Origin of the sequence: Burkholderia sp. LS-044 (assembly GCF_004803625.1) — a bacterium.
In the GTDB taxonomy this organism is placed as follows: Bacteria; Pseudomonadota; Gammaproteobacteria; order Burkholderiales; family Burkholderiaceae; genus Burkholderia; species Burkholderia cepacia.
Genome location: NZ_SSWO01000001.1, coordinates 748,207 through 771,201, shown reverse-complemented (window position 1 = coordinate 771,201; position 22,995 = coordinate 748,207). Strand labels below are relative to the sequence as shown.

Below are 22,995 nucleotides of genomic sequence, written 5' to 3'. Positions count from 1 at the left end.
CGCAACGCCGCGCGGCCGAACCCGGAGAAGGGCTCGAATGACTGCAACCAAGGTCCATGTCCATCTGTTCCACGGCGCCGATCCGCGTACCTACCGGAAAGGCGAGAACATCGGCTGCCTGTACGGCTATCACCACGCCGAATCCGACGAATTCCGGCTGACCTATTCGCAGGACGGCGGCGAGAGCCGCGTCGCCAGCCTCGTGCGCCGCGCGCTGAAGGCGGCGCTCGGCTTCGACGTCGTGCATGCATGGCGCAACCGTGCCGCGTTGCTGAACACCGACGTGATCTGGACGCATACGGAGCAGGAGCACCTTGCGGCGTCGCTGATCCTGAAGCTGGCCGGCGAGCAGGGCAAGCGTCCGCTGCTGCTCGCGCAGAGCGTGTGGCTGTTCGACAAGTGGGGCAGCTTCGGCGGCCCGCGCCGCTGGCTGTACCGCAAGCTGATCGCGCGCGCCGACGCGCTGACCACGCTGGCCCGCGACAACGCCGACCTGTGCCGCCGTTATCTGGGCCGCGAAGCCGAGTTCGTCTACTACGGGCTGAACACGCAGGATTTCCCGATCGTCGAGCCGCAGCAATGGCAACCGAACCGGCCGCTGCGGATCGCGGCGATCGGCAACGACCGCGACCGCGACTGGCGCACGTTCCTCGCCGCGTTCGGCGGCGACGCGCGCTACGACGTGCGGCTGGCGACCCGGCGCCGCGTGCCGCGCGAGTGGCATGCACCGAACGTGAAGATCGGCTCGGCGTCGGGGCTCGCGAAGCAGCACGAACTGTACGCATGGGCCGACGTGATCGTCGTGCCGCTGCGGCCGAATTTCCACGCGTCGGGCATCACCGTGATGCTCGAGGCGGCCGCGGTCGGCAAGCCGATGATCGTGTCCGACGTCGGCGGGCTCAGCGACTATTTCCCGCACGATACGGCCGCCTATGTGCCGGCCTTCGACGCACAGGCGATGCGCCAGGCCGCCGATCGCTTCGCGGCCGATCCGGTCGCGGCGCTGGGCTGCGCGCGGGCCGCCGCCGCGTGCCTGCGCGAGCGCGACCTGACCACGCAGGCGTTCGCCGAGCAGCACGTGCGGATCACGCGCGACATGCTGCGCCGGCGTCGGACGCCGGCGGCGGCGGGCCTGGCGATGCCGCTCGCAGATTCGCGCCCGTCGTCGCGGTGAGAGCGGATCGATGAGTACGATTGCTGCCGAACGCGCACCGTCGCGCCGCCGCAACTGGCTGCCCGAGAGGAAGCACTGGGTCGGGCAGGCCGGGCTGTGGTCCTTCACCGCCGCGCTGATCGCCATTCACCAGGGCAAGGTGCTGACGCTCGCGTTTCCGGTGCTGGCCATCGCGGTCGGCATCTGGCTGTATTTCAAGAGTCCGGCGCGCTACGTCGGCTTCATGTGGTGGGTGTGGTTCCTGAGCCCGGAAGTGCGGCGTCTCGCCGACTGGTCGAAGGGCGCGTTCACGCCGACGAGCCTGATCCAGGTCGCGCCGCTCGCGGTGACGATGATCGCCGGCCTGGGTTTGATCCGGCATTACCGCGTGCTCGCGCAGCGGCGCGGAATCCCGATCCTGCTGATGCTGTTCGGGCTCGCGTACGCGTACCTCGTCGGGATCGTATCGAGCGGCGTGATGGCCGCGACCTACGACCTCGCGAACTGGGTGTACCCGGTGCTGATCGGTTTTCACATCATGGTCAACGCCCGCGACTATCCCGAATACCGCGATGTGCTGCTGTCCACGTTCATGTGGGGCATGCTCGTGATGGGCCTGTACGGCGTCGTGCAGTACTTCGTGATGCCGCAGTGGGACGTGCTGTGGATGATCGGCTCCGACATGGGTTCGCAGGGCGAGCCGGTGCCGTACGGCGTGCGCGTGTTCAGCACGATGAACTCGTCCGGGCCGTTCGCGTTCGCGATCATGGGCGCGCTGGTGTTCGTGTTCGCCGCGCCGCAGAAGATCCGCTGGTTCGCGGGCGCGGCCGGCTTCGTGTCGTTCGCGCTGTGTCTCGTGCGCTCGACCTGGGGCGGCTGGGTGATCGCGCTCGCGATCCAGCTCGTGCAGTCGAGCAACCGCGTGCGGATGCGGATCCTGATCAGCGGCGTCGTGCTGGTCGGGCTGTGCGTGCCGCTCCTGACCGTCGGGCCGGTGGCCGACCGTCTCGGCGCGCGCCTGCAGTCGATCACGAACCTGAAGGACGACCGCAGCTACGACGACCGCAACAAGTTCTACGCCACCTTCGCGCAGACGGCGTTCACCGACGTCGCCGGCGAGGGGATGGGCGCGACGGGTGCATCCACGAAGCTGTCGAGCGACAGCGGCGAGCTCGGCAAGTACGGCAGCTTCGACAGCGGCGTGATGAACGTGCCGTTCGTGCTCGGCTGGCCCGGCACGCTGCTGTATCTCGCCGGCGTCGTGATGCTGTTCGGCCGCACGCTGCGTGCGGCATTCAAGCTGCGCAATGACAAGTTCGTCGGCGCGTGCCTGAGCCTGTGCCTGTCGACCTTCGCGATGCTCGTGTTCACGAACTCGCTGATCGGCACGGGCGGCCTGCTGATGTTCACAGCCATTTTTTCGATACTAGCCGCGGCGCACTGGCAAAAGGCACAACGCCTGCTGGCCGCCGCGCATTCACGGGGAGGCGACCATTGAGAATCGCGATCGTCACGCACGTCGTGCGACATAACGACGGCCAGGGCCGCGTCAATTACGAAATCGCGCGCGCGGCGCTGGCCGAGAACTACGAGGTCACGCTGGTCGCGTCGCACGTCGCGCCCGAGCTGCTGGCCGACCCGCGCGTGCGCTGGGTGCCGGTGAAGGTCGGCGGCTTCTGGCCGTCGAATCTCGTCAAGCAGCAGGTGTTCGCGCTGAAGAGCGCGGCCTGGCTGCGCGCGCACCGCAGCGAATACGACGTGCTGCACGTGAACGGCTTCATCTCGTGGATCAAGGCCGACGTGAATACCGCGCACTTCGTGCACGGCGGCTGGTTCAAGAGTCCGTACTATCCGTTCGGGCCGACGAAGGGGCTGTGGTCGGCCTATCAGTACGTCTATACGCGCGTGAACACCACGCTCGAGCGCTGGGCGTACAAGCGGTCGCGCGCGATCACCGCCGTGTCGCAGAAGGTGGCCGACGAGATCGCCGGGCTAGGCATCGACAGCCGCAAGATCAGCGTGATCTACAACGGCGTCGACGGCAGCGCGTTCGCCGGTGCGCAGGCCGACCGCGCGGCGTTCAAGCTGCCGGACGACGCGTTCCTGCTGCTGTTCGTCGGCGACCTGCGCACGCCGCGCAAGAACCTCGGCACGGTGCTGAAGGCGCTGACGAAGCTGCCCGCGAACGTGCACCTGGCGGTGGCCGGTTATCTGCCCGGCAGCCCGTATCCGGAAGAGGCGCGCGCGCTCGGCATCGATGCGCGCGTGCATTTCCTCGGTCTCGTGAAAAACATGCCGACGCTGATGCGCTCGGTCGACGCCTACGTATTCCCGTCGCGCTACGAAGCGATGAGCCTGTCGCTGCTGGAGGCGATGGCGGCCGGGCTGCCGGTCGTCACCGCGCGTACGGCGGGCGGCGCCGAAATCATCACGCGCGAATGCGGGATCGTGCTGGAGGACCCGGACGATCCGGCCGCGCTCGCGCAGGCGATCGGCTCGCTCGCGGCGTCGCGCGACACGTGCCGCGCGATGGGCGACGCGGCCCGCGAATTGATGACCCGTTTCGGCTGGGCGCACATGGGCGCCCAGTATGTCGCGCTCTACCGGCGCATCGGCCAACCCACGCAGCCGTCCGCCTTCGAGCGGGTCGAGCATGCAGTGACGCAGGAGCAATCGTAATGTCCCACTCTTCCCGGCCGATCAAATCGTTGCAGATCGGCATGCACTGGTTCCCCGAACGCGCGGGCGGCCTCGACCGGATGTACTACTCGCTCGTCGGCGCGCTGCCGGGCGCGGGCGTCGAGGTGCGCGGGCTCGTCGCCGGCTCGCAGAAGGTCGCCGACGACACGGGCGGCGCGATCCAGGGCTTCGGCCCCGCATCGGAGCCGCTCGCGCGCCGCATGCTCGCCGCGCGGCGCGCGCTGCGCGAGGAGATCCGCAGCGAGCGGCCGGACGTGATCTCGTCGCACTTCGCGCTGTACACGTTCCCGGGCCTCGACGTCACGCGCGGGATTCCGCAGGTGTCGCACTTCCAGGGGCCGTGGGCCGACGAAAGCCAGGTCGAGGGCGCCGCGTCGCTCGGCCAGCGCGCGAAGCGTTATCTCGAGCAGGCCGTCTATACGCGTTCGTCGCGGCTGATCGTGCTGTCGCAGGCGTTCGGCCAGATCCTGACGAACCGCTACGGGATCGATCCGTCGCGTGTGCGCGTGATTCCCGGTTGCGTCGATACCGCGCAGTTCGACACGCCGCTCACGCCCGCCGAGGCGCGGCACAAGCTGCAACTGCCGCAGGACCGGCCGATCGTGCTGGCCGTGCGCCGGCTCGTGCGGCGCATGGGGCTGGAGGACCTGATCGACGCGATCGGCCTCCTCAAGCACCGTCACCCGGACGTGCTGCTGCTGATCGCCGGCAAGGGCAAGATCGGCGAGGAACTGCAGCAGCGCATCGATGCGGCAGGCCTGCAGGACAACGTGAAGCTGCTCGGCTTCGTGCCGGACAACCATCTCGCCGCGCTGTACCGCGCGGCGACGGTCAGCGTCGTGCCGACGGTCGCGCTCGAAGGCTTCGGGCTGATCACCGTCGAATCGCTCGCGTCCGGCACGCCCGTGCTGGTCACGCCAGTCGGCGGGCTGCCGGAGGCGGTGGCCGGGCTGTCCGACGATCTCGTGCTGCCGTCCACCGGCGCGGACGCGATCGCGGAAGGGCTCGGTGCCGCGCTGTCGGGCGCGATCACGCTGCCCGACGAGGCCGCGTGCAAGCGCTATGCACGCGATCATTTCGACAACGCGGTGATCGCGCGGCGCGTGGCCGGCGTGTACGAAGAGGCGATCCGGGCGGCAGGTTGAGCGCCCGTGGCGCGCGATCTGCGCGCCGAACGGGAAGCCGAACCGGTGCGCATGCGCGGCCGGTTCGCGTGCCGGCCGCCTGCGCAGGGCCGGCTGGTTCTCCCGATCCGATGCGCGACGCCGGCACGTCTCACGCGCGCCTGAGCGTCGCGGCCCAGACGCCGAGCGCCGCCATGCTCACGACCGCGCCGAGCACGCAGACGCCCGTCCATCCGGCGCGCGCATACGTCATCGTCGATGCAATCGCGCCGAGCCCGCTGCCGGCCGAATAGAACAGCATGTAGCAGCCGACGAGGCGCGCGTGCGCATCGGGCCGCGTGCCGAGGATCATGCTCTGGTTGACGACGTGGACGGCCTGCCCGCCGACGTCGAGCAGCACGATGCCGACCACCAGCCATGCAATCGACGAATCGCCGAACGCGAGCGGCAGCCACGAGCACGCGAGCAGCGCGAGCGCGGCGCCGGTCGTCGCTTCGCCGCGCCCGCGATCCGCGAGCCGGCCCGCGCGGGCGGCGGCCGCCGCGCCCAGTGCGCCGACGAGGCCGAAGGCGCCGATCTGCGTATGCGACATCGCGTGCGGCGGCGCGCTCAGCGGCAGCACCAGTGCGCTCCAGAAGATGCTGAATGCCGCGAACATCAGCAGCGCGATCGCGCCGCGCACGCGCAGCACGCGTTCGTCGCGCAGCAGCGACACCATCGATCGCAGCAGCGCCGCGTAGCCGATGCGCTCGCTCGGCCCGTTCTCGTCCGGCAACAGTCGCGACAGCACGACGAGCATGGCGATCGCGAGCGCGCCGGATACCAGATAGACGGCCCGCCAGCCCGCGATGTCGGTGACGACGCCGGCCAGCGAGCGTGCGGCCAGCAACCCGACCACGACACCGCCTTGCGCGGCACCCACCACGCGCCCGCGTTCGCCGGTGCCCGCGAGCGCGGCCGAGCAGGCGATCAGCCCTTGTGTCATCGCGGTGCCGAGCAGTCCGACCGCGACCATCCCTGCCAGCAGCGCAATGCGCGTCGACGATGCGGCGACGCCGATGCAGGCCGCCGTCAGCAGCAGAAGCTGCACGGCGATCAGGCGCTTGCGGTTCAGCAGGTCGCCGAGGGGCACGACGAACAGCAGCGCGAGCGCACAGCCGAGCTGCGTCGCGGTGATGACGCCGCCGACGGCCGCCTGCGACATGCCGAAATCCCGCGCGATCGAATCGAGCAGCGGCTGCGCGTAGTAGACATTCGCGACACTGGCCGCGCAGCAGACGGCCAGCGCCGCGACGCGCGCCGTGGACAGGGTGCCGACCGCGGCCGGATGCGCGGCAGGCGCGGATGCGTTCGATGCAACGGTGCCGGAACGACAGGAAGACGCCATGGATTTCCTCGCGCAAAGTAGTTGCAAATTGAAACTGGTGTGAGTGTAGGAAAAGTGGTTTTAAAATGCAACCTGTTGTGCGGCGGGCGAGACGTCCGTGCACGGATGGCCGGCGTTGCCGCGAAGGCGGCCGGCACGATTGCGGAGAGGCATATGGCCAGGCAAAAAAGTCTTGCGGATTCGCCGTGCCCGGTGGCACGGGCGACCGAAATCGTCGGCGATCGCTGGGCATTGTTGATCGTGCGCGATGCGTTCGACGGGGTGCGCCGGTTCGGCGATTTCCGCGCGAGCCTCGGCGTCGCGAGCAATATCCTGTCCGACCGGCTCAGGATGCTCGTGGATGCGGGCGTGTTCGACGTCGTGCCGGCGTCGGACGGCAGCGCGTATCAGGAGTACGTGCTGACCAGGAAGGGCGAAGGGCTGTTCCCGGTGATCGTGATGCTGCGACAGTGGGGCGAGGCGAACCTGTTCGCGCGAGGCGAGCCGCATTCGGTGCTGGTCGACCGCCAGACGGGGCGCGCGATCCGCAAGCTCGCGCTGCGCCACGACGACGGCCGGCCGGTGAAGGCGGGCGAGACGGTCGTGAAGAAGGTCGGCGACGAAACGGGCGCACGGCGGCGATGAGCGTCGTGCGCGACGGCTGCACGGTCGGATAGACTGTCGCGATCGTTGCCGACCGGAACTGCATCGCCATGTCCCATCCGCTGGATTCCGCCGCTTATCGGCTGTTGCTCGACCTGCAGCGGCGCATTCACGACTTCTGCGAGCGCGAGGGCGCCGAGTACGGGCGCGACCATGCCGATCCCGCGGAGCCGCTGTGGCAGACCGATTTCAACCATGTCACCGTCGCGCCGATGCGGGCGGGGCTGCACGTCCGGTACTTCGGCGGCGCCTGGGAGGAACCGTTCGACTGGACGCTGCAGTGTCTGGCGTTGCGGGACGTCGCGGATCTCGTGACCGACCTCGCGTTCAGCGGCATCGACGAAGGGGCGAACGGCACGCGCGAATGGGATTTCGGGCCGCTGCTCGATTCGGATGCGCGCTTTCCGATGCTGCGCTCGCTGTACGTGCGGCCGACCGAGCCGGCCGATCACAACCAGTCGATGATCGTGCGTCGCGACCTGATCATACAGGAGGGCGGCGAGATTGCCCGCTTTGCCGCGAAGGCGCCATTTCTCGCCGAGCTGACGGTGCCGAACGCGCCCGATGCGCGATTCTTCGATGTGCCGCTTGCGCATCTCGAGCGGCTGCGCATCGGCGGCGGAGACGACACGCAGCAGTTCATCGACCATCTGGCGGACTGCGACAACCTGCCGTCGCTCGGCTGGCTCGATTTCTCCGAGTCGACCGCCTTGCATTCGACGTGGAAACGCGAGCGCGCCGCCGGCAGCGTGACGTCGTTCGACGCCTACGAGCGCCTGCTGAAGAGCCGTGCGGGCCAGCGGCTCCGCACGCTGACGCTGAGAAACACCTGTCTCGACCGGGAAGCGCTCGAGGCGCTGCAGGCGCTGCATCCGCGGCTGTCGTTCATGGTGATCCAGGCCGGCAGCGGCGGTTACGTGAGTCACTTCAAGGACAACGTGTTTCCGTGGCGTCACCTGATCCAGCGGGACCCCGGCGACGCATGACCGCAGCCGTTCAATCGGCTGCCGGCACGGCCTGACGCACGGACGATGCGCCGCGATGCGCATCGGGCCGCACCAGCGTCGCGAGCAGTGCGGCGGCGACCAGCAGCGCGACCGACACGGCCGTTTCGATCCGCAACCCGTCCACGACCTGCGCCGCGCCGCCGCCGCCGGCGAGTGCGCCGAACGCGGCCACGCCCATCGCGCCGCCGGCCTGCCGCGCGGTATTCAGCACGGCCGACGCGATGCCGGCCCGTTCGGGCGCGACCGACGCGAGCACGGCGGTCGTCATCGCCGGCACCGCGAAACCCATGCCCGACGGAATCAGCAGGAACGGCACGAGCAGGACGGCCAGCGGCGTCGACGCGTCGATGAGGTGCAGCGATCCGTAGCCGAGCGCGGCGACGAGCGCGCCCGCCAGCATCGGCGCGCGCGGGCCGTGACGCGCCACGACGCGGCCGCTCGCGAGGTTCGACAGCAGGAAGCCGCCCGTCAGCGGCAGGAACGCGAGGCCGGCCTGCAACGCCGATTCGCCGCGTGCGCGCTGCAGGTACAGCGCGAGCACGAACACGGTGCCGTAGTACGTGAGGTTCACGCAGATCCCGAACAGCACGGCCGCGCTGAACGTGCGATGGCGGAACAGCGACAGCGGCAGCATCGGCGTGGCCGTTCGCGTTTCCACCGCGACGAATGCGAGCGCGGCGAGCGCCGCCAGCGCGAAACCGCCGGCGACGACCGGGTGCGTGAAGCCGAGCGGACGCCATTCGATCACGGCGCCGGTCAACGCGGTCAGCATCGCGATCGCGATGAACTGGCCGCGCAGGTCGAGTGCGCGGACGGAGCGGGATGGCGCGGCCGGCGTTGCCGCCGCACGGCACGCAGGTATCCATGCAAAGGCGGCCGCCAGCCCGGCCGCACACAGCGGCAGGTTCACGAGGAAGATGCCGCGCCAGCCCCACGCCGCGATCAGCAGGCCACCGACGACCGGGCCGGCCGCGATCGAAATCGACCCGGCCGCCGTCCACCAGCCGACGGCCCGCGCGCGCAGGCGCGGGTCGTGTCGGCACGCGTCGTTGAGCAGCGCAAGCGAATTGGGCAGCATCGCCGCGGCGCCGACGCCTTGCAGTGCGCGCGCCGCGATCAGCATCGCGGGCGCGGTCGCGGCGCCGCATGCGAGCGACGCAAGCGCGAACAGCACGAGGCCGGCGATGTACAGGCGGCGCGCGCCGAAGCGGTCGCCGAGCGCGCCGCCCGACAGCATCAGTACCGCGAACGCGAGCGTGTACGCATCGACGACCCATTGCAGGCCGGCGACGGGCAAGCGCAGGTCGCCGGCGAGATGCGCGAGCGCGATGTTGACGATCGTCACGTCGAGCTGCGTGACGACGAAACCGGTGCTGACGGTCGCGACGACGCGGGCGAGCGCAGGCGGGAAGGTGGAGGAGGGGATGGTCGTGTCCATGCGCCAATCGTAGGGCGTGGCCGGCCGGCGATGTTTCAGTGGGGCGTGAAGCGTCGAAGCGCCGGGGACGAAGCAGCAGGGCGGCGAGCGGGACGAAGCAGGAGCGAAGAATGCTGCGCGGGCCGACGTGAGCGCCGTGTGCCCGACCGTGCCGCTACGACCCGTGTCGACGCGCGCTCAGCGCGGAACCCTGGCTGCGTTCAATGGCGCTCGCCGCGCCAGCGACCCGGCGCAACGCCGAAGCGCTTCGTGAACGCATGCGTAAACGTGCTTTGATCCGCGAAGCCGACCATCCCGGCGATATCGACGAGCGGATACCGGCCATCCGCGAGCAGGATCACGGCCGCGTCGAGCCTCAGCCGCTGCAGGTAGCGATGCGGCGTTTCGCCGAACGCATCGACGAATAGTTGATGAAAGCGGCGCATCCCGTAGCCGCAGTGCGCGGCGAGATCGGCGATGCGCAGCGGCTCGGCGAGCCGCGCGCGCAGCCAGCGGTCGATGCGCGCGAAATCGAGGCCCGATGCGGGCGCGGGGATGTCGCGTTCGTCGAGCAGTGCGCCGCACAGCCGGGCGGCGGCCTGCCACTGGAAACGGTGCGCGGCCGCGTGCGGCGCGTCGGCGGCAGGCGCTTCGAATTGCGCGGCCGCCGCCGCGATCTGCGCGACCAGTGACGTCAGGGCCGGATCGATTGCCACGGCGCGCGCGCTGTCGAACAGCCGCTGCGGCACCGCGAGTGACGCGAGGGGAAGATTGAGCACGAGCTGGCGATTCTCGCCGAGGCCCGCGTAATCGTGGCGCGCGCCGGCTGGAACCAGCCAGGCGCGGTGCCGGTCGAGGCGCTGGCTGACGCCGTTCACCGCCATCACCATCGCGCCGTCGATGCCGAGCACGATCTGGTGAAAGTCGTGCACGTCCGACGCTTCGAGCGCGTCGTAGCGTTGCAGCTCGACGGTGGGGGACGGAAGGTGTGCCATGGGGCGGGGCGTCAGCCGGGGGCTCGTGTGCCGTGTCAGATGGCGAGCAGTTCGACTTCGAACACGAGCGTCGCATTCGGCGGAATCACGCCGCCTGCGCCGCGCGGGCCGTAACCGAGTTGCGGCGGGATCGTCAGGCGACGCACGCCGCCGACCTTCATGCCCTGCACGCCTTCGTCCCAGCCCTTGATGACCATGCCGCCGCCGAGCACGAACGCGAACGGGTCGTTGCGATCCTTGCTCGAATCGAATTTCTGACCGTCGGTCAGCCAGCCCGTGTAGTGGACGCTGACGGTCCGGCCGGCTTGCGCTACATCGCCGGTGCCTTCGGTCAGGTCTTCGTATTTGAGGCCCGATTCGGTCGTGATGACAGACATGACTTCTCCTGAAAAAGGATGGGTAAAACCGCTATTGTAGGCGAGCGCGCTGCGGGCCGCCGCTCATGGCTTTCGGCCGGTCGCACGCGTATCGCGGACGGCGGCGGGCCGTCGCGGCCGCGATTGCGCGGAACACAAATGGAACGCGCGTTTGAATTTCCGGCCCACCCCGCGACCGAGGTTGCACCGCGCGAGTGCGACGCGCGTATGAATCGGTGCTACCGGGGTGCTCGGCCGCATGCCACGCTGGGTTGCCGGATTCCGTGAAATGCCCCGCCACGCGCGGCTTCCGGGTCACCGCAGCGATGCGGTGCCGGCTGCCGCGAATGGCTCGCGTGCGGTCACGTGCGTTCGAATCCCGCCGTGTCCGGACGCCGTTCGAACGCCGTTTTTTCCGCCTTTTCGACCGTGCCCTGTTTGGAAGCGCGCATCTACCGCGCGGCTTGCGCGCGCCGCCGCGGGCGGCCTATCTTTACAGCTGTCGATGTCAAGATTTTGGCGGTGCGCGATGCGCCGCCCGGGCCCGCGCCGGCCGCGTCGGACGACGCGCCGGGCCGCTCCGGAACCAGGAGAACGATGAACATGAAGTCAGCCGCTTCCGCCACCGCAGCCGGAATCATGCCGGTGCGCCGCGACCTGCGCTTCGACCTGCCGGTCGAACGCGCGAAGGACTGGCATGGCCTCGGGTCGCACGTGACCCATTTCTTCAACGCGCTGTCGTTGCTGTTCCCGGCCGGCGAGCGCTTCTTCATGGATTCGGTGCGCAACTATCGCGACCGGATCGACGATCCCGTACTGAAGCAGCAGGTGCTCGGCTTCATCGGCCAGGAGGCGATGCACACGCGCGAGCACATCGAGTACAACGAGCTGATGCAGGCGAACCACCTGCCCGCGCGCAAGCTCGACAAGCGTGTGTGGGCGGTGCTCGGCTACATGAAGCGCAAGCTGCCGCATTCGGTGCAGCTCGCGCACACGGTCGCGGCGGAGCACTACACGGCGATGCTCGCCGACTGGCTGCTGCGCGACCCGACGCGCCTGGAAGGCTCGGTCGAGGGCTACCGTCAGATGTGGATCTGGCACGCGCTCGAGGAAACCGAGCACAAGGCCGTGTCGTTCGACGTGTGGAACACCGTGATGGCGCCGGGGCTGCGTCGTTACCTGATCCGCATCGGCGTGTATCTGCTGACGACGCTGACGTTCTGGCCGACCGTGTTCCTGATGCACGCGACGCTGCTGTGGCGCGATCGCGGCGCCGGCCATCACGTGCGCGGCATGCTGCGGATGATCGCGTTCCTGTACGGGCCGCGCCGCGGGCTGTTCCCGCGCATCGCCGGCGAATGGCTGAGCTTCTTCCGACCGGGCTTCCATCCGTGGGATCACGACAATCATCACCATCTCGCGCGCGTCGACGCGCTTGCCGCCGCCTACGGCGAACACGGCGGCACGCCGGCCGGCCGTGGCCGTGCGAACGCGCCTGCGCCGCTCGCATCGGGCCGTTGACCCCTCCGCTGCGCCGGCGTGCGCGGGATCGGGCCGAGCATGTTGCGTTCCTGCATCAGCCGGCTTCCTCTGACGATTGACCGAAATCAATTCGAACCGGCCGGGCGGGCATCCCGGCGGCCGGTCGACCGGCCGCGCACGCATGCGCGGGCGGGCCGATCCTGTCGGTGCCGCATCGCCCGCGAACTCCGTGCGCCAGCACCGGCGCGGCTTTGCGCGTCGCGCGGCCACCCGTGGACCGCCCGCGCCGCGCACGCCACCGGGATAACACCCATCTAGTCGCGCGCCGGCCACATCGATATACCGTTGATGACGCTGTCCACCTCACGCGCGATTCATGCACGGGGGGATTTTATTCGGACGGAAATGCGGCCAATATGTCGGTTCGATCGAGGTTCGTCGCACGCGGCGGCGAGCCGGGCGCGCGATACCAATGCCAAGCGGGGAACAACGATGGTTGCTAGGTCACCTGACGCAAACGGGCACACGGCGCCCGAGATGACGCATGTGTCCGTCACCGCGCCCGAGGATGGACGCAAGCTGTTCGTGATCATGCGTTCGCCCGACGAGCCGTTGCTTGCGCAACTGCGCGGGCTGGGCTGGGAAATCTCCGTCGCGAAGACAGCCGGCGCCGCGCAGAACATGACGTCCGGCGTGAGCGTCGCTGCCGGGCTGGTCGATTTCTCCGGGTTCACGTCGCGCGAGTATCCCGCGCTGAAGGCGTGCCTGAGCCAGCCGTCGATCGGCTGGATTTCCATCGCCCAGGCCGGTATCACGATCGGCCCGGCCGTGCGCGAGCTGATCCGCAGCTACTGCTTCGACTACGTGACCCTTCCGTTGCCGTACGAGTGGATTTCGCACGTGCTCGGCCACGCGCGCGGGATGGCCGCGCTCGATCGCGTCGATGGCGCGGCCTACGCGGCGTCGATCGGCGAACACGGGATGATCGGCAACTGCGAGGCGATGCAGCAGCTGTTCAGCACGATCCGCAAGGTCGCGAAGACGGACGCGAGCGTGTTCATCTCGGGCGAGTCGGGCACCGGCAAGGAGCTGACGGCGCTTGCGATTCACGAGCGTTCCGGCCGAGGCAAGGGGCCGTTCATCGCGATCAATTGCGGCGCGATTCCGCATCACCTGCTGCAGTCGGAACTGTTCGGCTACGAGCGCGGCGCGTTCACCGGCGCGAACCAGCGTCGCGCGGGCCGGATCGAATCGGCGAACGGCGGCACGCTGTTTCTCGACGAAATCGGCGACATGCCGGTCGAAAGCCAGGCGAGCCTGCTGCGCTTCCTGCAGGAAGGGAAGATCGAGCGGCTCGGCGGGCAGGAATCGATTCCGGTCGACGTACGGATCATCTCGGCCACCCACGTGGATCTCGACGGCGCGGTCGAGGCCGGGCGCTTTCGCGCCGACCTGTATCACCGCCTGTGCGTGCTGCGCATCCACGAGCCGCCGCTGCGCGCGCGCGGCAAGGACATCGACATCCTCGCGCACTACGTGCTGCAGAAGTACAAGGCCGATAGCGGTCGCAAGATCAGCGGCTTCACGTCGGCCGCGCTCGACGCGATGCGGCGCTACGAGTGGCCCGGCAACGTGCGCGAGCTGATCAACCGCGTGCGGCGCGCGATCGTGATGGCCGAGAGCCGGCTGCTGACGCCGCACGATCTCGGGCTCGATACGCCGGGCGAAACCGAACCCGTGACGCTCGAACAGGCGCGGGCGCTCGCCGAGCGCACCGCGATCGAGAATGCGCTGCTGCGCAACGATCACCGCATCAACAAGGCCGCTGCCGAACTCGGCATTTCGCGGGTGACGCTCTACCGGATGATGATCGAGCACGGGCTGAACGACCACGACAACAACGGCGACAACGGCGGGCACGACGGCGCGCCGTCGGGCGACGCGGGGCATCAGCGGGTCGGCTGAGCAGCGCACGCGCGACGCGTGAGCCGGTTCAGCGATAGGTCCAGAGCCGGTGCAGCACGAACGTGACGGGCGGCACGCACAGCACGACCGCGACGACGCTCCACGCGCGTGCCAGCCCGAGCGTCACGGCGCCGTGCGCAAGCAGCATCGTCACGACGAGGCCGACCATCGCGACGGCGAGAAAGCGCATGAAGTTGCCCCACGTCACGGGCGACGAAAAACTCCACAGCGTGTTGGCGAGATACGAGAACGCGGTCGAGCAGGCGAACGCGACCGCGTTCGCGGTCACGGGCGTCGCGTCGAACAGCGCGAACATCGCGGCCGCGATCAACGCGTGCAGCGCGGTCGAACCGAGGCCCGACACACCGAAGCGAATCAGTCTGGCGCGTTCGGCGATATAGAGGGTACGGATCATCGGCGGGGCGATCGTTCGGGCGGTGGGGCGGTGTGTGTGGCGTCGTCGTGCGGCACGGCATCCGCCGGCCGGAGGCGCCGATGCGAACACGACGCACGCCGGTTTCGCAGTATAGCCGTGCGCCCGGCCGGCCCGGTACCGGCGGATGGATCGCGCGGGCAACCCGCGGCCCGCGTGCTGCCTGCGGCATGTAAAGCGCATGAAACATTTCGCGTCGGCGGCCATGCGAATTTGCGTGGTGAATCGGCGTGAATGGCCGGCCGTCCATCGGTAAAAATGCCGTGCTTCATTGTTCAGCCTTATCCGGCAAGCCAGGGCCGCCACGGGGCCCGCGCGTGCCGCGCGCCGCGTGTTTCAGTTTCGCAACTTCCCGCATTCGGCACCCGTTCCGGCCGCCACGCTGCCCGGCCGGCCCCTTGTCCGGACAGGCTCGCGCGAAGCTGGCCCGCTCCTTGCGAAAGTGGGCGTGCGAAGGTCGACGATGCACGGTCCGTCCGGTTCGGCAGCGAACCCTGTCAGTACCGGCCAGGACACGGTCCGCGGGGATGCGGCGGCGGAGCGCGGCGCAACAGCCGCGTTCCGGCGAGCACGGAGCGTCGTCGCCTGATCGTCGGGGCACCGGCCTCGTCCGGTTGCCGGAACAACCATCAGACTGATACGGGGTAGAAAAATGATCGATCGCCACACGCCGCGGCCGGCAGGCCGCGATCGCAGTGATGTGGAGCATCGCCGGTCGCATGTCGTTCTCTCGGCCGGCCGGCATGCATCGACAGGCCATCTCTCCGCGCCCGGTGCGAGGCGGATCCGGCTGATTGCCGGTCATCCGCGCCGGGTCGGTACTTTCCTGCACGCGAACCCGATTCGCAAGGGCATGTGCGCTCGGGCGCCGGTACCTCGACGCCCGGTCTTCGCCTATTGACCGAAGCCGCACGATATCCGTTCGCGCCGGGCATCGTCGCCGCGAACGATTGATCTGCAATCCGAATGAGGCGCGAGGGTCTTGCCGCGCGCGCGACGGATGATGCATTCGATGCGACGGCAAACGGCGTCACGCCGTTGCCGTCCGGTGGTGAGGGGAGGGGCGGTCGGACGCGCGCGACGGGAGTGGCGCCCGTACGCGCGCGACGCCGTTTCAGCCGCCGTAGATGTCGAAGTCGAAGTACTTCGACGCGAGCCGCTTGTAGGTGCCGTCCTTGACCATGTCGAGGATTGCGCCGTCGATCTTCGCCTTCAGGTCGGTGTCTTCCTTGCGCAGCCCGATGCCGGCGCCGATGCCGAGCACCTTCTCGTCGACGAGCTCCGGGCCGACGAACGTGTAGTTCGCGCCGCGCGACGATTTCAGGAAGCCGATCGCGGCCTGTACTTCATCCTGCAGCGCCGCGTCGAGGCGGCCCGAGGTCAGGTCCGCGTACACGCCGTCCTGGTTCTGGTACGACACGACGTTCGCGCCTTGCTTGCCCCAGTACGCCTTTGCGTACGTTTCCTGCGTCGTGCCCTGCTCGACGCCGATCGATTTGCCCTTCAGCGATTCGGCTGTCGGCTGCAGCGGCGAGCCCTTCTTCACGACGAGCCGCGTCGGCTGGTTGTAGATCTTCGTCGTGAAGCCGATCTGCTGCGCACGCTGCGGCGTGATCGACATCGACGACAGCACCGCGTCGAACTTCTTCGCCTTCAGCGCCGGAATCATCCCGTCGAAATCGTTCTCGAGCCACACGCACTTCGCCTTCAGGCGCGCGCAGATCTCGTTGCCGAGGTCGATGTCGAAGCCGACGAGCTTGCCGTCGGGCGCCTTCGACTCGAACGGCGCGTAGCTGGCGTCGGTGCCGAAGCGGATGGTGGTCCAGTCCTTCGCGACGGCGGGGCCTGCGGATACCGCGAGCAGGGCGATCGAAACAGCGGCAATCAGTCTCTTCATGGTGCGTTCCTTGGCGGGGTGCTTCCGGTTCTGTGCGACACGGTTTCACGGACCCGAGCCGCATCTGCGCGCGGTGTCCGCACGGCCATTAACGCAGAAAATAAAATCAGAGTCCAGAATGGACAAAAAATATCGTTTTGCCGGATACGTGAATCGGTCGCCGGGTGCCGACCCTTGCAAAAATACGAAAATGGACTAATCTTGTTAGTAAATTCGTTTCGAGACTAACGATCATGTCACAGCCCGCCTACGAATCGCATTCCTCCCCGCCGCAGGCCTCGGTCGCGCAGATGTCGGCGGCCGGCCTGCGTGCGTTTTTCAACATCGCACGCGACTGGGAGCTGACGATCGACGAACAGATCGTGCTGCTCGGGTCGCCCGGCCGTTCGACGTTCTTCAAGTGGAAGGCCACGCCGGAATCGGCGCGGCTGCCGCGCGATACGCTCGAGCGGCTATCGCTGCTGCTCGGCATCTACAAGGCGTTGCAGATCCTGCTGCCGCAGCCGGCCGCGGCCGATGCGTGGGTCAAGCGGCCCAACGACGCGGCGCCGTTCGGCGGCAAGCGCGCACTCGACCGGATGCTCGCCGGCAACGTCGGCGATCTGGTCGCCGTCCGCCAATATCTCGACGCGATGCGAGGTGGCTGGGCGTGACGATGCCGATCCAAGCACAACAATGGCCCACGACCGCGGTCGACTGGGCGCCTGCCTATCGCGTGATCCCCACCCGTTTTCCGGCAATCAACCTGTTCGACCGCGTTGCGTCGGCGGACGATTTCGACGCGCTGTACGCGCTCGAATCGCTGACCAACGACCGCATTCGCAACGAAGTCGGCACGCTCGACCTCGTCCCGCCCGCCGAACGTCGCTACGGGCAGGGCTGGGGGCCGATCATGGCCGCGTTCACGCACCTGAATCCGCAGGGCAGCCGTTTTTCCGACGGCAGCTACGGCGTGTTCTACTGCGCGCGCTCGCGCGATACGGCGATTGCCGAAACGCGTTATCACAGCGCGCTGTTCCTGGCGGCGACGAAGGAGCCGCCGATGCGCCAGCAGATGCGGCTCTATACGGTAATCGCGCAAGGCGACGTGGCTGACGTGCGCATGTGGCCGAAACGCGATCCGGCGTTGCTGCACCCGCTCGATTACAGCGCCGGGCAGGCGCTCGGCCGCGCGGTGCGCAATGCCGGCGGTGCGGGGATCGTCTATCCGTCGGTGCGCGACCCGCGCGGCGAGTGCCTGGCGGCGTTCCGCACCGCGCTGCTGCGCGATTGCCATCACGCGGCCTACCTCGAATACAACTGGAACGGCTCGGCCGTCGATGCGGTGTTCGAACTGAACCAGGTCGGCTAGTGGGCGCTCGCGGGCATCAGGGCAGCGGCCAGTCGCCCGCGTGGCGTTCGCGCGCCTCGGCCTGCGTCATCGACCAGGTGCGCCCGGTGCGCGGCTCGACGAGCGTGAGCCGCCCGGCCGGTGCGAACGCACCGGTGTCGATGAACCACTGCGCGCCGATCCGCTGCGGTGTGCGCACCGGCGTGTGCCCGGTGCAGGTCAGCGACAGCCCGGCCTGCCGCCCCGGATCGGCGAGCCCCTGGACGAGATCGCGGCCCCAGATCAGCCGTTCGCGCACGTCGTGCGAATAGCTGCCCGTGTCGAGATCGGCGTCCGAGCCGAAGAATTCCGCATGCAGCACGTTGAAGCGCCCGGGGCCGTCGCCGATCACGCGCACCAGCGGCAGCGCGTCGACGCGCGCCGCGTGCGCGTGAAGCCGTTCCGCCGGCAGGTCGGCGCCCCAGTCGCCGCCGATTCCGCGCCACGCGTCGGGCGACAGCTTGCCGCGCGCCACGAGGCTCAGCACTTCCTCGTGATTGCCGCGCACGACGTGGCACCACGGGCGGTCAAGCAGGTCGAGCGTGGTTTCGGATGCAGGGCCGCGGTCGACGAGGTCGCCGACCGAGAACAGGCGGTCGCGAGCCGGATCGAAGCGGATGTCGTGCAACAGCGCGCGCAGCACATCCACGCAGCCGTGCAGGTCGCCGACGACGAAGTCACGGCCGGCCGTATTCGCGGGATGGTGGCAGAGGGGGGCGGTGGCAGTCATCCCATTATCTTAGGCGCTCGCGCCCATCGCCACGTCACGACGGAATGACGATAATCGGGGCGCTACCCGCCGGTGCGGCGCGGCGGGGCGTCCCGCGCGTCGGCCGAACCCTTTCCATCTGCTTTCGGAATCACACGATGACGTTCTATCCCCAAGTATTACGCAACCGGCCGCGCATGGTCGCGGCGTTCATCGCCGGCGTGCTGTGCGCGGTACTGCTGCCGTTTCCGCTGCGTCCGGCCGCGCGGGCGCTGATCGGCTGGGATTGCGCGGTCTGGCTGTATCTCGTGCTGATGTGGGTGCGCATGGTCACCGCGCATCATCACAAGGTGCGCGAAGTCGCGATCCGCGAAGACGAAAACGCGACGACCGTGCTGACCGTCGTGTGCTTCGCGACCGTGGCGAGCGTGGCTGCGATCGCGATCGAACTCGCGACCGCCAAGAGCGTGGGCTTCAGCGCGGGGCTCAGCCACTACGCGATTACGGGCGCGACGCTGTTCGGCGCGTGGTTCCTGATCCCGACGATCTTCACGCTGCACTATGCGCGCCTCTATTACGGCTCGCCATCCAACGACCGCGCGCTGCGCTTCCCCGACCGCAATCCCGAACCCGATTACTGGGATTTCCTGTATTTCGCGTTCACGCTCGCGGTCGCGTCGCAGACGGCCGACGTGTCGCTGGCAAGCCGCTCCGCGCGGCGCTCGGTGCTCGCGCAGTCGATCCTGTCGTTCTACTTCAACATGGCCGTGCTCGGGCTGTCGATCAACGTGGCAGCCGGCCTGCTGAGCTGACGCGGGCCGAGGTCGTGCGCCGCGTCATTTGAGAAGCTCGTACGGGCCGCCGCGCTCCAGCGCGCGCCGGTATGCCGGCCGCGCGTGGATCGCGTCGAGAAAGCGCGCGATCGCGGGATGCCGGCCGTCGCCGCCGCGCGCGGTCGCGGCCTCGAGCGGAAAGCTCATCTGGATGTCGGCCGCGCTGAAGCTGTCGCCGACGAACCAGCCGGTGCGCTGCAGCACACCGTCGACATGGCCGAGATGCAGCGCGATCTGCGGATCGACGAAGCCCGACTGCAGCGTCTCGGCGATCTTGCGCGCGATCGGCCGCGCGAAGAACGGCATCGGCGCATGCGCGATCCGCAGCGCGACGAGCTTGAGCAGCAGCGGCGGCATCGCCGATCCTTCCGCGTAGTGCAGCCAGTACGTGTAGTCGTGCCGCTCGGGCGTGCCGGGCAGCGGCGCCAGGCGCCCGTTGCCGTAGCGTTCGACCAGATATTCGATGATCGCGCCCGATTCGGCGTACGTGCGGCCCTCGTCGGTGACGACCGGCGACTTGCCGAGCGGATGGATTGCGCGCAACTCGGGCGGTGCGAGCATCGTCTTCGGGTCGCGCGCGTAGCGCACGATCTCGTACGGCACCTCCAGTTCTTCGAGCAGCCAGAGCACGCGCTGCGAGCGCGAGTTGTTCAGGTGATGGACGGTGAGCATGTCGACGCCGGAAGTGGGGGCGGGAACGACATCATACCCAGCGCGGGTGGCGCGCATGCGAAACGCGTCACGCGACGTGGCGCGACGCGTCTGGCCGACCGCGTCTAGCCGACCGCGTCTGGCCAACCGCCCCGATCCATCACGCGCGCCGGACGGCGATCCACGCGCCCCAGAACAGGCTCGCGAAAAAGCGCAGCGGTGCATCGAAGCCCGCGTCGCGCAGCAGGGCGAACACGGCTTCCTCGGACGCGGGCGGATCGGCGCCCTGCAGGATCTTCGCGAGTTGCGCGCGCACCGCGTCGGGCGTCGCACCTTTCATGCGCCAGCGCTGCTGCCATGCGTCGAGCAGGCGAGGGTGATCCGCGTAGCGGCGATGATTGCCGGCGAGCACGAGCGGCGCGCCGGGTTTCAGGCGCCGCGCGATCGCCTGCAGCAGCGCCGCCTTCGCTTCGTCGCCCGGGACGTGATGCAGCACGCCGATCAGCGTCGCGCCGTCGAACGCAGGTGTATCGGGCAACGCATCGACGCCGTCCTCGACGAACGCCGTGCGCGCGCCGCAGCCCGCGGCCTCGACGTTCGAGCGCGCGAGCGCGAGCATCGGCCCGGACGGGTCGACGGCCGTGAACCGCCAGCCCGGCTCGAGCGCGGCCGCCACGCAGATTTCCTGCCCCGTGCCGCCCGCGCCCGCGACGAGGATCCGCGCATCGGGTGCGGCGATTGCCGACGCGAGCATGCACGCGGTGAGTTCATGGCAGGCATCGTAGCCGGCGAGTGCGATGCGGGATTGCTCGGCGTATTCGTGTGCGCGTGCCGGATCGAATTTGGCGGCGCTGGCGGGAAGCGACATGACGGGTTCCTCGGGTCGGGCGCGGACGGTGTGTCCACGAGCATCGCGCAGAGCGTAAGCGTGCACGGCCGGTGCAACAAGGCGAGCAGGCATTCCGGTATGCGGGCTACCTGCCTCGCCGGCGCTTGCCGGACCGCGGGTTTTCCAGGGGTCGATTCGCATTTAATAATGTCCGGGGACGTTGCATCGCGATGGCGAATCCGGCGCATACTCGTTTCTCCCCCCCCGCCTGGCCGTCGCATGCCGGGCCCCGATGTGCCGCGCCGCTGGCGCGGCCATGCCGCTCGGTACGCACGAGGAGCGCATGATGTCCGATTGTCCGCACGACCCGTATGCGCAGCACTACATTCACTGCCTGCCGTTCGGCGCACAGCCCTGTGGCGCGCTCTGCGCGACGCCGCGCACGCATTTTCGCGTGTGGGCACCGGGCAGCACGCAGGTCCAGCTCGAACTCGATACCGGTTTCGGCCCGTTGCTCGTTCCGATGACGGCCGCCGGCACGCACTGGTTCGAAGTCTTTGCCGATTGCGGCGCGGGTGCGCTTTACCGCTATCGCCTCGACGATACGGTATCGATTCCCGATCCCGCATCGCGCTCGCAACCCGAGGGGCTCAACGGCCCGAGCGAGGTCGTCGATCCGCGCGCGTTCACGTGGCGCAACACGTTCTGGCGCGGGCGCGCATGGGAAGACATCTCGCTCTATGCGATTCGCCCGCACGCGGTGGGCGGCTTCGGCGGCGTGCGCCGGCGCCTGCCGCAACTCGCGCGCCTCGGCGTGACCGCGCTGGAGCTGCTCGCGTCGCCGCACGACAGCCTGCCGTTCGCGCCGCTCGCGGCCGAAGGCGGCCCCGACGCGCTGAAGGCGCTGATCGACGATGTGCACGGCTACGGTCTCGCGGTGCTGCTGGAACTCGACTACGCGCGCTTCGGCAGCGGCACCGATGCGCTGCGCCACTACGCGGCGCCGTTCTTCCATACGCGCGACGATCCGCTGCAGGCGTCGCCGCTCGCGCTCGATCATCCGGAAGTCTGCGATTTCTTCTGCGACAACGCGCTGTACTGGATCGACGAGTACCGTTGCGACGGTCTGCGCCTGCGCGAAGCCGACCGGATCGGCGTGTCGTGGCTGCGCGAGATCGCGGACCGCGTGCGCGCGGCGGTGCCGGCCGACCGGCTCATCCATCTCGTACTCGGCAGCGAGCGGCATCCCGCGCATCTTGCCGATACCCATTTCGATGCGCAGTGGAACGGGTGCGGCGAACGCGCGCTGCACCGGCTGACGGGCCGCGACACGTCGGCTCATGAAGGCATTTCCGCGCACCAGTCGATCCACACGCTCGCCCGCGCGCTGACCGCGGCCGGGGCCGCATTCCAGCCGGCCGGGTCGGGCGAGGGCATGGCTGCCGACAGCGGGCTGTCGTTGACGTCGTTGGTGCTGTCCGACGGCGCGTGGCGCGACAGCGGGCAGGGCGACCACGGGCAGGAGGCCGGTCTGGCCGCGCTTGCGCTGTCGCTGCTCACGCCGCAGATCCCGTTGATCTTCGACGAAACCGCGCGCGACGCCGATCGCGCGCATTTCGTGCAGTCGGCGCTGGCGGTGCGCGCGAAGCTGATCGCGCCGAGGCTGTCCGATTGCCGGCCGCAGGATGCGCGTGCGCTGAAGTCGGACGGCGACGGCGATGCCGACGCGCTGCTTGCGTCGTGGCGGCTCGCCGACGACGAGACGCTGACGATCGCGCTGAACCTGTCGCCCGAGGCGGTGCCGTTCGATGCGCCGAGAGGGCGGGTCGTGTTCGAGACGCCGGCGCGTGCGCGCGACCGGGTCGATGAAGGGGAGTTGCCGCCGTACTCGCTCGTCGCGTGGCTGACGGGTGACGTCAACCGGTATGCGCTCACGCACGATGCGCGTCGCATCGACGACGGCGCGTGGCGCGGAAGGCGCCCGAACCTGAACGCATGACGACGTGAGGCGGTAATGTCTGAACGGCCGGGCGCATCTGCGCCCGG

General features: G+C 68.9%; 21 protein-coding genes. 12 read left to right on the top strand and 9 right to left on the bottom strand.

Translation table 11 applies throughout. The features are described from left to right. The first annotated feature begins 37 nt into the window (after positions 1–37). Genes E9536_RS03470 through E9536_RS03455 form a run of 4 tightly spaced genes read left to right on the top strand, consistent with a single transcriptional unit; the run spans position 38 to position 4,998 of the window. The gene (locus tag E9536_RS03470; RefSeq protein WP_059693904.1) at positions 38–1,174 is read left to right on the top strand and encodes a glycosyltransferase family 4 protein; all 1,137 of its coding nucleotides are present in this window, start codon (positions 38–40) and stop codon (positions 1,172–1,174) included. 10 nt (positions 1,175–1,184) lie between these two features. Further along, on the top strand, positions 1,185–2,651 hold the full coding sequence (locus tag E9536_RS03465) for a glucose-6-phosphate isomerase (RefSeq protein WP_059693905.1): 1,467 nt from the start codon (positions 1,185–1,187) through the stop codon (positions 2,649–2,651). Then, the gene (locus E9536_RS03460; RefSeq protein ID WP_048022243.1) at positions 2,648–3,832 is read left to right on the top strand and encodes a glycosyltransferase family 4 protein; all 1,185 of its coding nucleotides are present in this window, start codon (positions 2,648–2,650) and stop codon (positions 3,830–3,832) included. The genes E9536_RS03465 and E9536_RS03460 overlap by 4 nt, the downstream gene beginning before the upstream one ends. Next, complete coding sequence (locus E9536_RS03455) at positions 3,832–4,998, top strand: glycosyltransferase family 4 protein (protein WP_027791034.1); 1,167 nt, start codon at positions 3,832–3,834, stop codon at positions 4,996–4,998. Before E9536_RS03460 ends, E9536_RS03455 begins: the two co-directional genes overlap by 1 nt. A 130-nt stretch (positions 4,999–5,128) precedes the next feature. Here the strand turns inward: E9536_RS03455 and E9536_RS03450 are convergent, their stop codons facing one another. Beyond that, the gene (locus E9536_RS03450; RefSeq protein WP_136469274.1) at positions 5,129–6,364 is read right to left on the bottom strand and encodes an MFS transporter; all 1,236 of its coding nucleotides are present in this window, start codon (positions 6,362–6,364) and stop codon (positions 5,129–5,131) included. Between the two features lie 153 nt (positions 6,365–6,517). Between E9536_RS03450 and E9536_RS03445 the strand changes: the two genes are divergently transcribed. Then, entirely contained in the window at positions 6,518–6,988 is a 471-nt protein-coding gene (locus E9536_RS03445) for a helix-turn-helix domain-containing protein (protein ID WP_211097451.1), read from the top strand. A gap of 68 nt (positions 6,989–7,056) precedes the next feature. After that, a complete protein-coding gene (locus E9536_RS03440; protein ID WP_136469272.1) occupies positions 7,057–7,992 on the top strand; it encodes a hypothetical protein in 936 nt (311 codons plus the stop codon). A 10-nt stretch (positions 7,993–8,002) separates the two neighbouring features. Here E9536_RS03440 and E9536_RS03435 read toward each other — a convergent pair whose 3' ends face one another. The 3 genes from E9536_RS03435 to E9536_RS03425 all read right to left on the bottom strand — a co-directional run bounded on the left by E9536_RS03435 (position 8,003) and on the right by E9536_RS03425 (position 10,802). Next, positions 8,003–9,451: an MFS transporter gene (locus E9536_RS03435; protein WP_136469271.1), complete on the bottom strand. Its 1,449-nt coding sequence runs from the start codon at positions 9,449–9,451 to the stop codon at positions 8,003–8,005. Positions 9,452–9,651: 200 nt separating this feature from the next. Then, entirely contained in the window at positions 9,652–10,425 is a 774-nt protein-coding gene (locus tag E9536_RS03430; RefSeq protein ID WP_027791039.1) for an AraC family transcriptional regulator, read from the bottom strand. A 35-nt stretch (positions 10,426–10,460) separates the two neighbouring features. Continuing rightward, positions 10,461–10,802 (bottom strand): FKBP-type peptidyl-prolyl cis-trans isomerase, encoded by a 342-nt coding sequence (locus E9536_RS03425; RefSeq protein ID WP_059693912.1) that lies wholly within the window; start codon positions 10,800–10,802, stop codon positions 10,461–10,463. A 582-nt stretch (positions 10,803–11,384) separates the two neighbouring features. Here E9536_RS03425 and E9536_RS03420 point away from each other — a divergent pair. Together E9536_RS03420 and E9536_RS03415 are read left to right on the top strand one after the other, a co-directional pair. Next, on the top strand, positions 11,385–12,302 hold the full coding sequence (locus E9536_RS03420; protein ID WP_027791041.1) for a metal-dependent hydrolase: 918 nt from the start codon (positions 11,385–11,387) through the stop codon (positions 12,300–12,302). 453 nt (positions 12,303–12,755) lie between these two features. Then, the gene (locus tag E9536_RS03415) at positions 12,756–14,228 is read left to right on the top strand and encodes a sigma-54 dependent transcriptional regulator (protein WP_059693913.1); all 1,473 of its coding nucleotides are present in this window, start codon (positions 12,756–12,758) and stop codon (positions 14,226–14,228) included. A 28-nt stretch (positions 14,229–14,256) separates the two neighbouring features. On the opposite strand, the gene E9536_RS03410 is transcribed toward E9536_RS03415, so the two are convergent. Then, positions 14,257–14,643: a GtrA family protein gene (locus E9536_RS03410; RefSeq protein ID WP_059684456.1), complete on the bottom strand. Its 387-nt coding sequence runs from the start codon at positions 14,641–14,643 to the stop codon at positions 14,257–14,259. A 1,132-nt stretch (positions 14,644–15,775) separates the two neighbouring features. Next, the gene (locus E9536_RS03395) at positions 15,776–16,558 is read right to left on the bottom strand and encodes an ABC transporter substrate-binding protein (RefSeq protein WP_059693914.1); all 783 of its coding nucleotides are present in this window, start codon (positions 16,556–16,558) and stop codon (positions 15,776–15,778) included. 233 nt (positions 16,559–16,791) lie between these two features. Between E9536_RS03395 and E9536_RS03390 the strand changes: the two genes are divergently transcribed. Together E9536_RS03390 and E9536_RS03385 are read left to right on the top strand one after the other, a co-directional pair. After that, complete coding sequence (locus tag E9536_RS03390) at positions 16,792–17,211, top strand: MbcA/ParS/Xre antitoxin family protein (RefSeq protein WP_042972651.1); 420 nt, start codon at positions 16,792–16,794, stop codon at positions 17,209–17,211. Positions 17,212–17,213: 2 nt separating this feature from the next. Then, the gene (locus tag E9536_RS03385; RefSeq protein ID WP_048022260.1) at positions 17,214–17,909 is read left to right on the top strand and encodes an RES family NAD+ phosphorylase; all 696 of its coding nucleotides are present in this window, start codon (positions 17,214–17,216) and stop codon (positions 17,907–17,909) included. Positions 17,910–17,925: 16 nt separating this feature from the next. Here E9536_RS03385 and E9536_RS03380 read toward each other — a convergent pair whose 3' ends face one another. Next, entirely contained in the window at positions 17,926–18,657 is a 732-nt protein-coding gene (locus E9536_RS03380; RefSeq protein WP_060207981.1) for a metallophosphoesterase, read from the bottom strand. A 137-nt stretch (positions 18,658–18,794) separates the two neighbouring features. Here E9536_RS03380 and E9536_RS03375 point away from each other — a divergent pair, with 137 nt between their 5' ends. Continuing rightward, positions 18,795–19,448 carry a DUF1345 domain-containing protein gene (locus E9536_RS03375; RefSeq protein ID WP_027791048.1) on the top strand — a complete coding sequence of 218 codons (654 nt, stop codon included), beginning with the start codon at positions 18,795–18,797 and terminating at the stop codon, positions 19,446–19,448. A gap of 24 nt (positions 19,449–19,472) precedes the next feature. On the opposite strand, the gene E9536_RS03370 is transcribed toward E9536_RS03375, so the two are convergent. Both E9536_RS03370 and E9536_RS03365 read right to left on the bottom strand, forming a co-directional pair. Further along, positions 19,473–20,141 (bottom strand): glutathione S-transferase, encoded by a 669-nt coding sequence (locus E9536_RS03370; RefSeq protein WP_136469270.1) that lies wholly within the window; start codon positions 20,139–20,141, stop codon positions 19,473–19,475. Between the two features lie 139 nt (positions 20,142–20,280). Continuing rightward, complete coding sequence (locus E9536_RS03365) at positions 20,281–20,988, bottom strand: class I SAM-dependent methyltransferase (RefSeq protein WP_059693917.1); 708 nt, start codon at positions 20,986–20,988, stop codon at positions 20,281–20,283. Between the two features lie 307 nt (positions 20,989–21,295). On the opposite strand from E9536_RS03365, the gene E9536_RS03360 reads away from it, so the two are divergent. Further along, a complete protein-coding gene (locus tag E9536_RS03360; protein ID WP_136469410.1) occupies positions 21,296–22,948 on the top strand; it encodes a DUF3459 domain-containing protein in 1,653 nt (550 codons plus the stop codon). Positions 22,949–22,995: the final 47 nt, after the last annotated feature.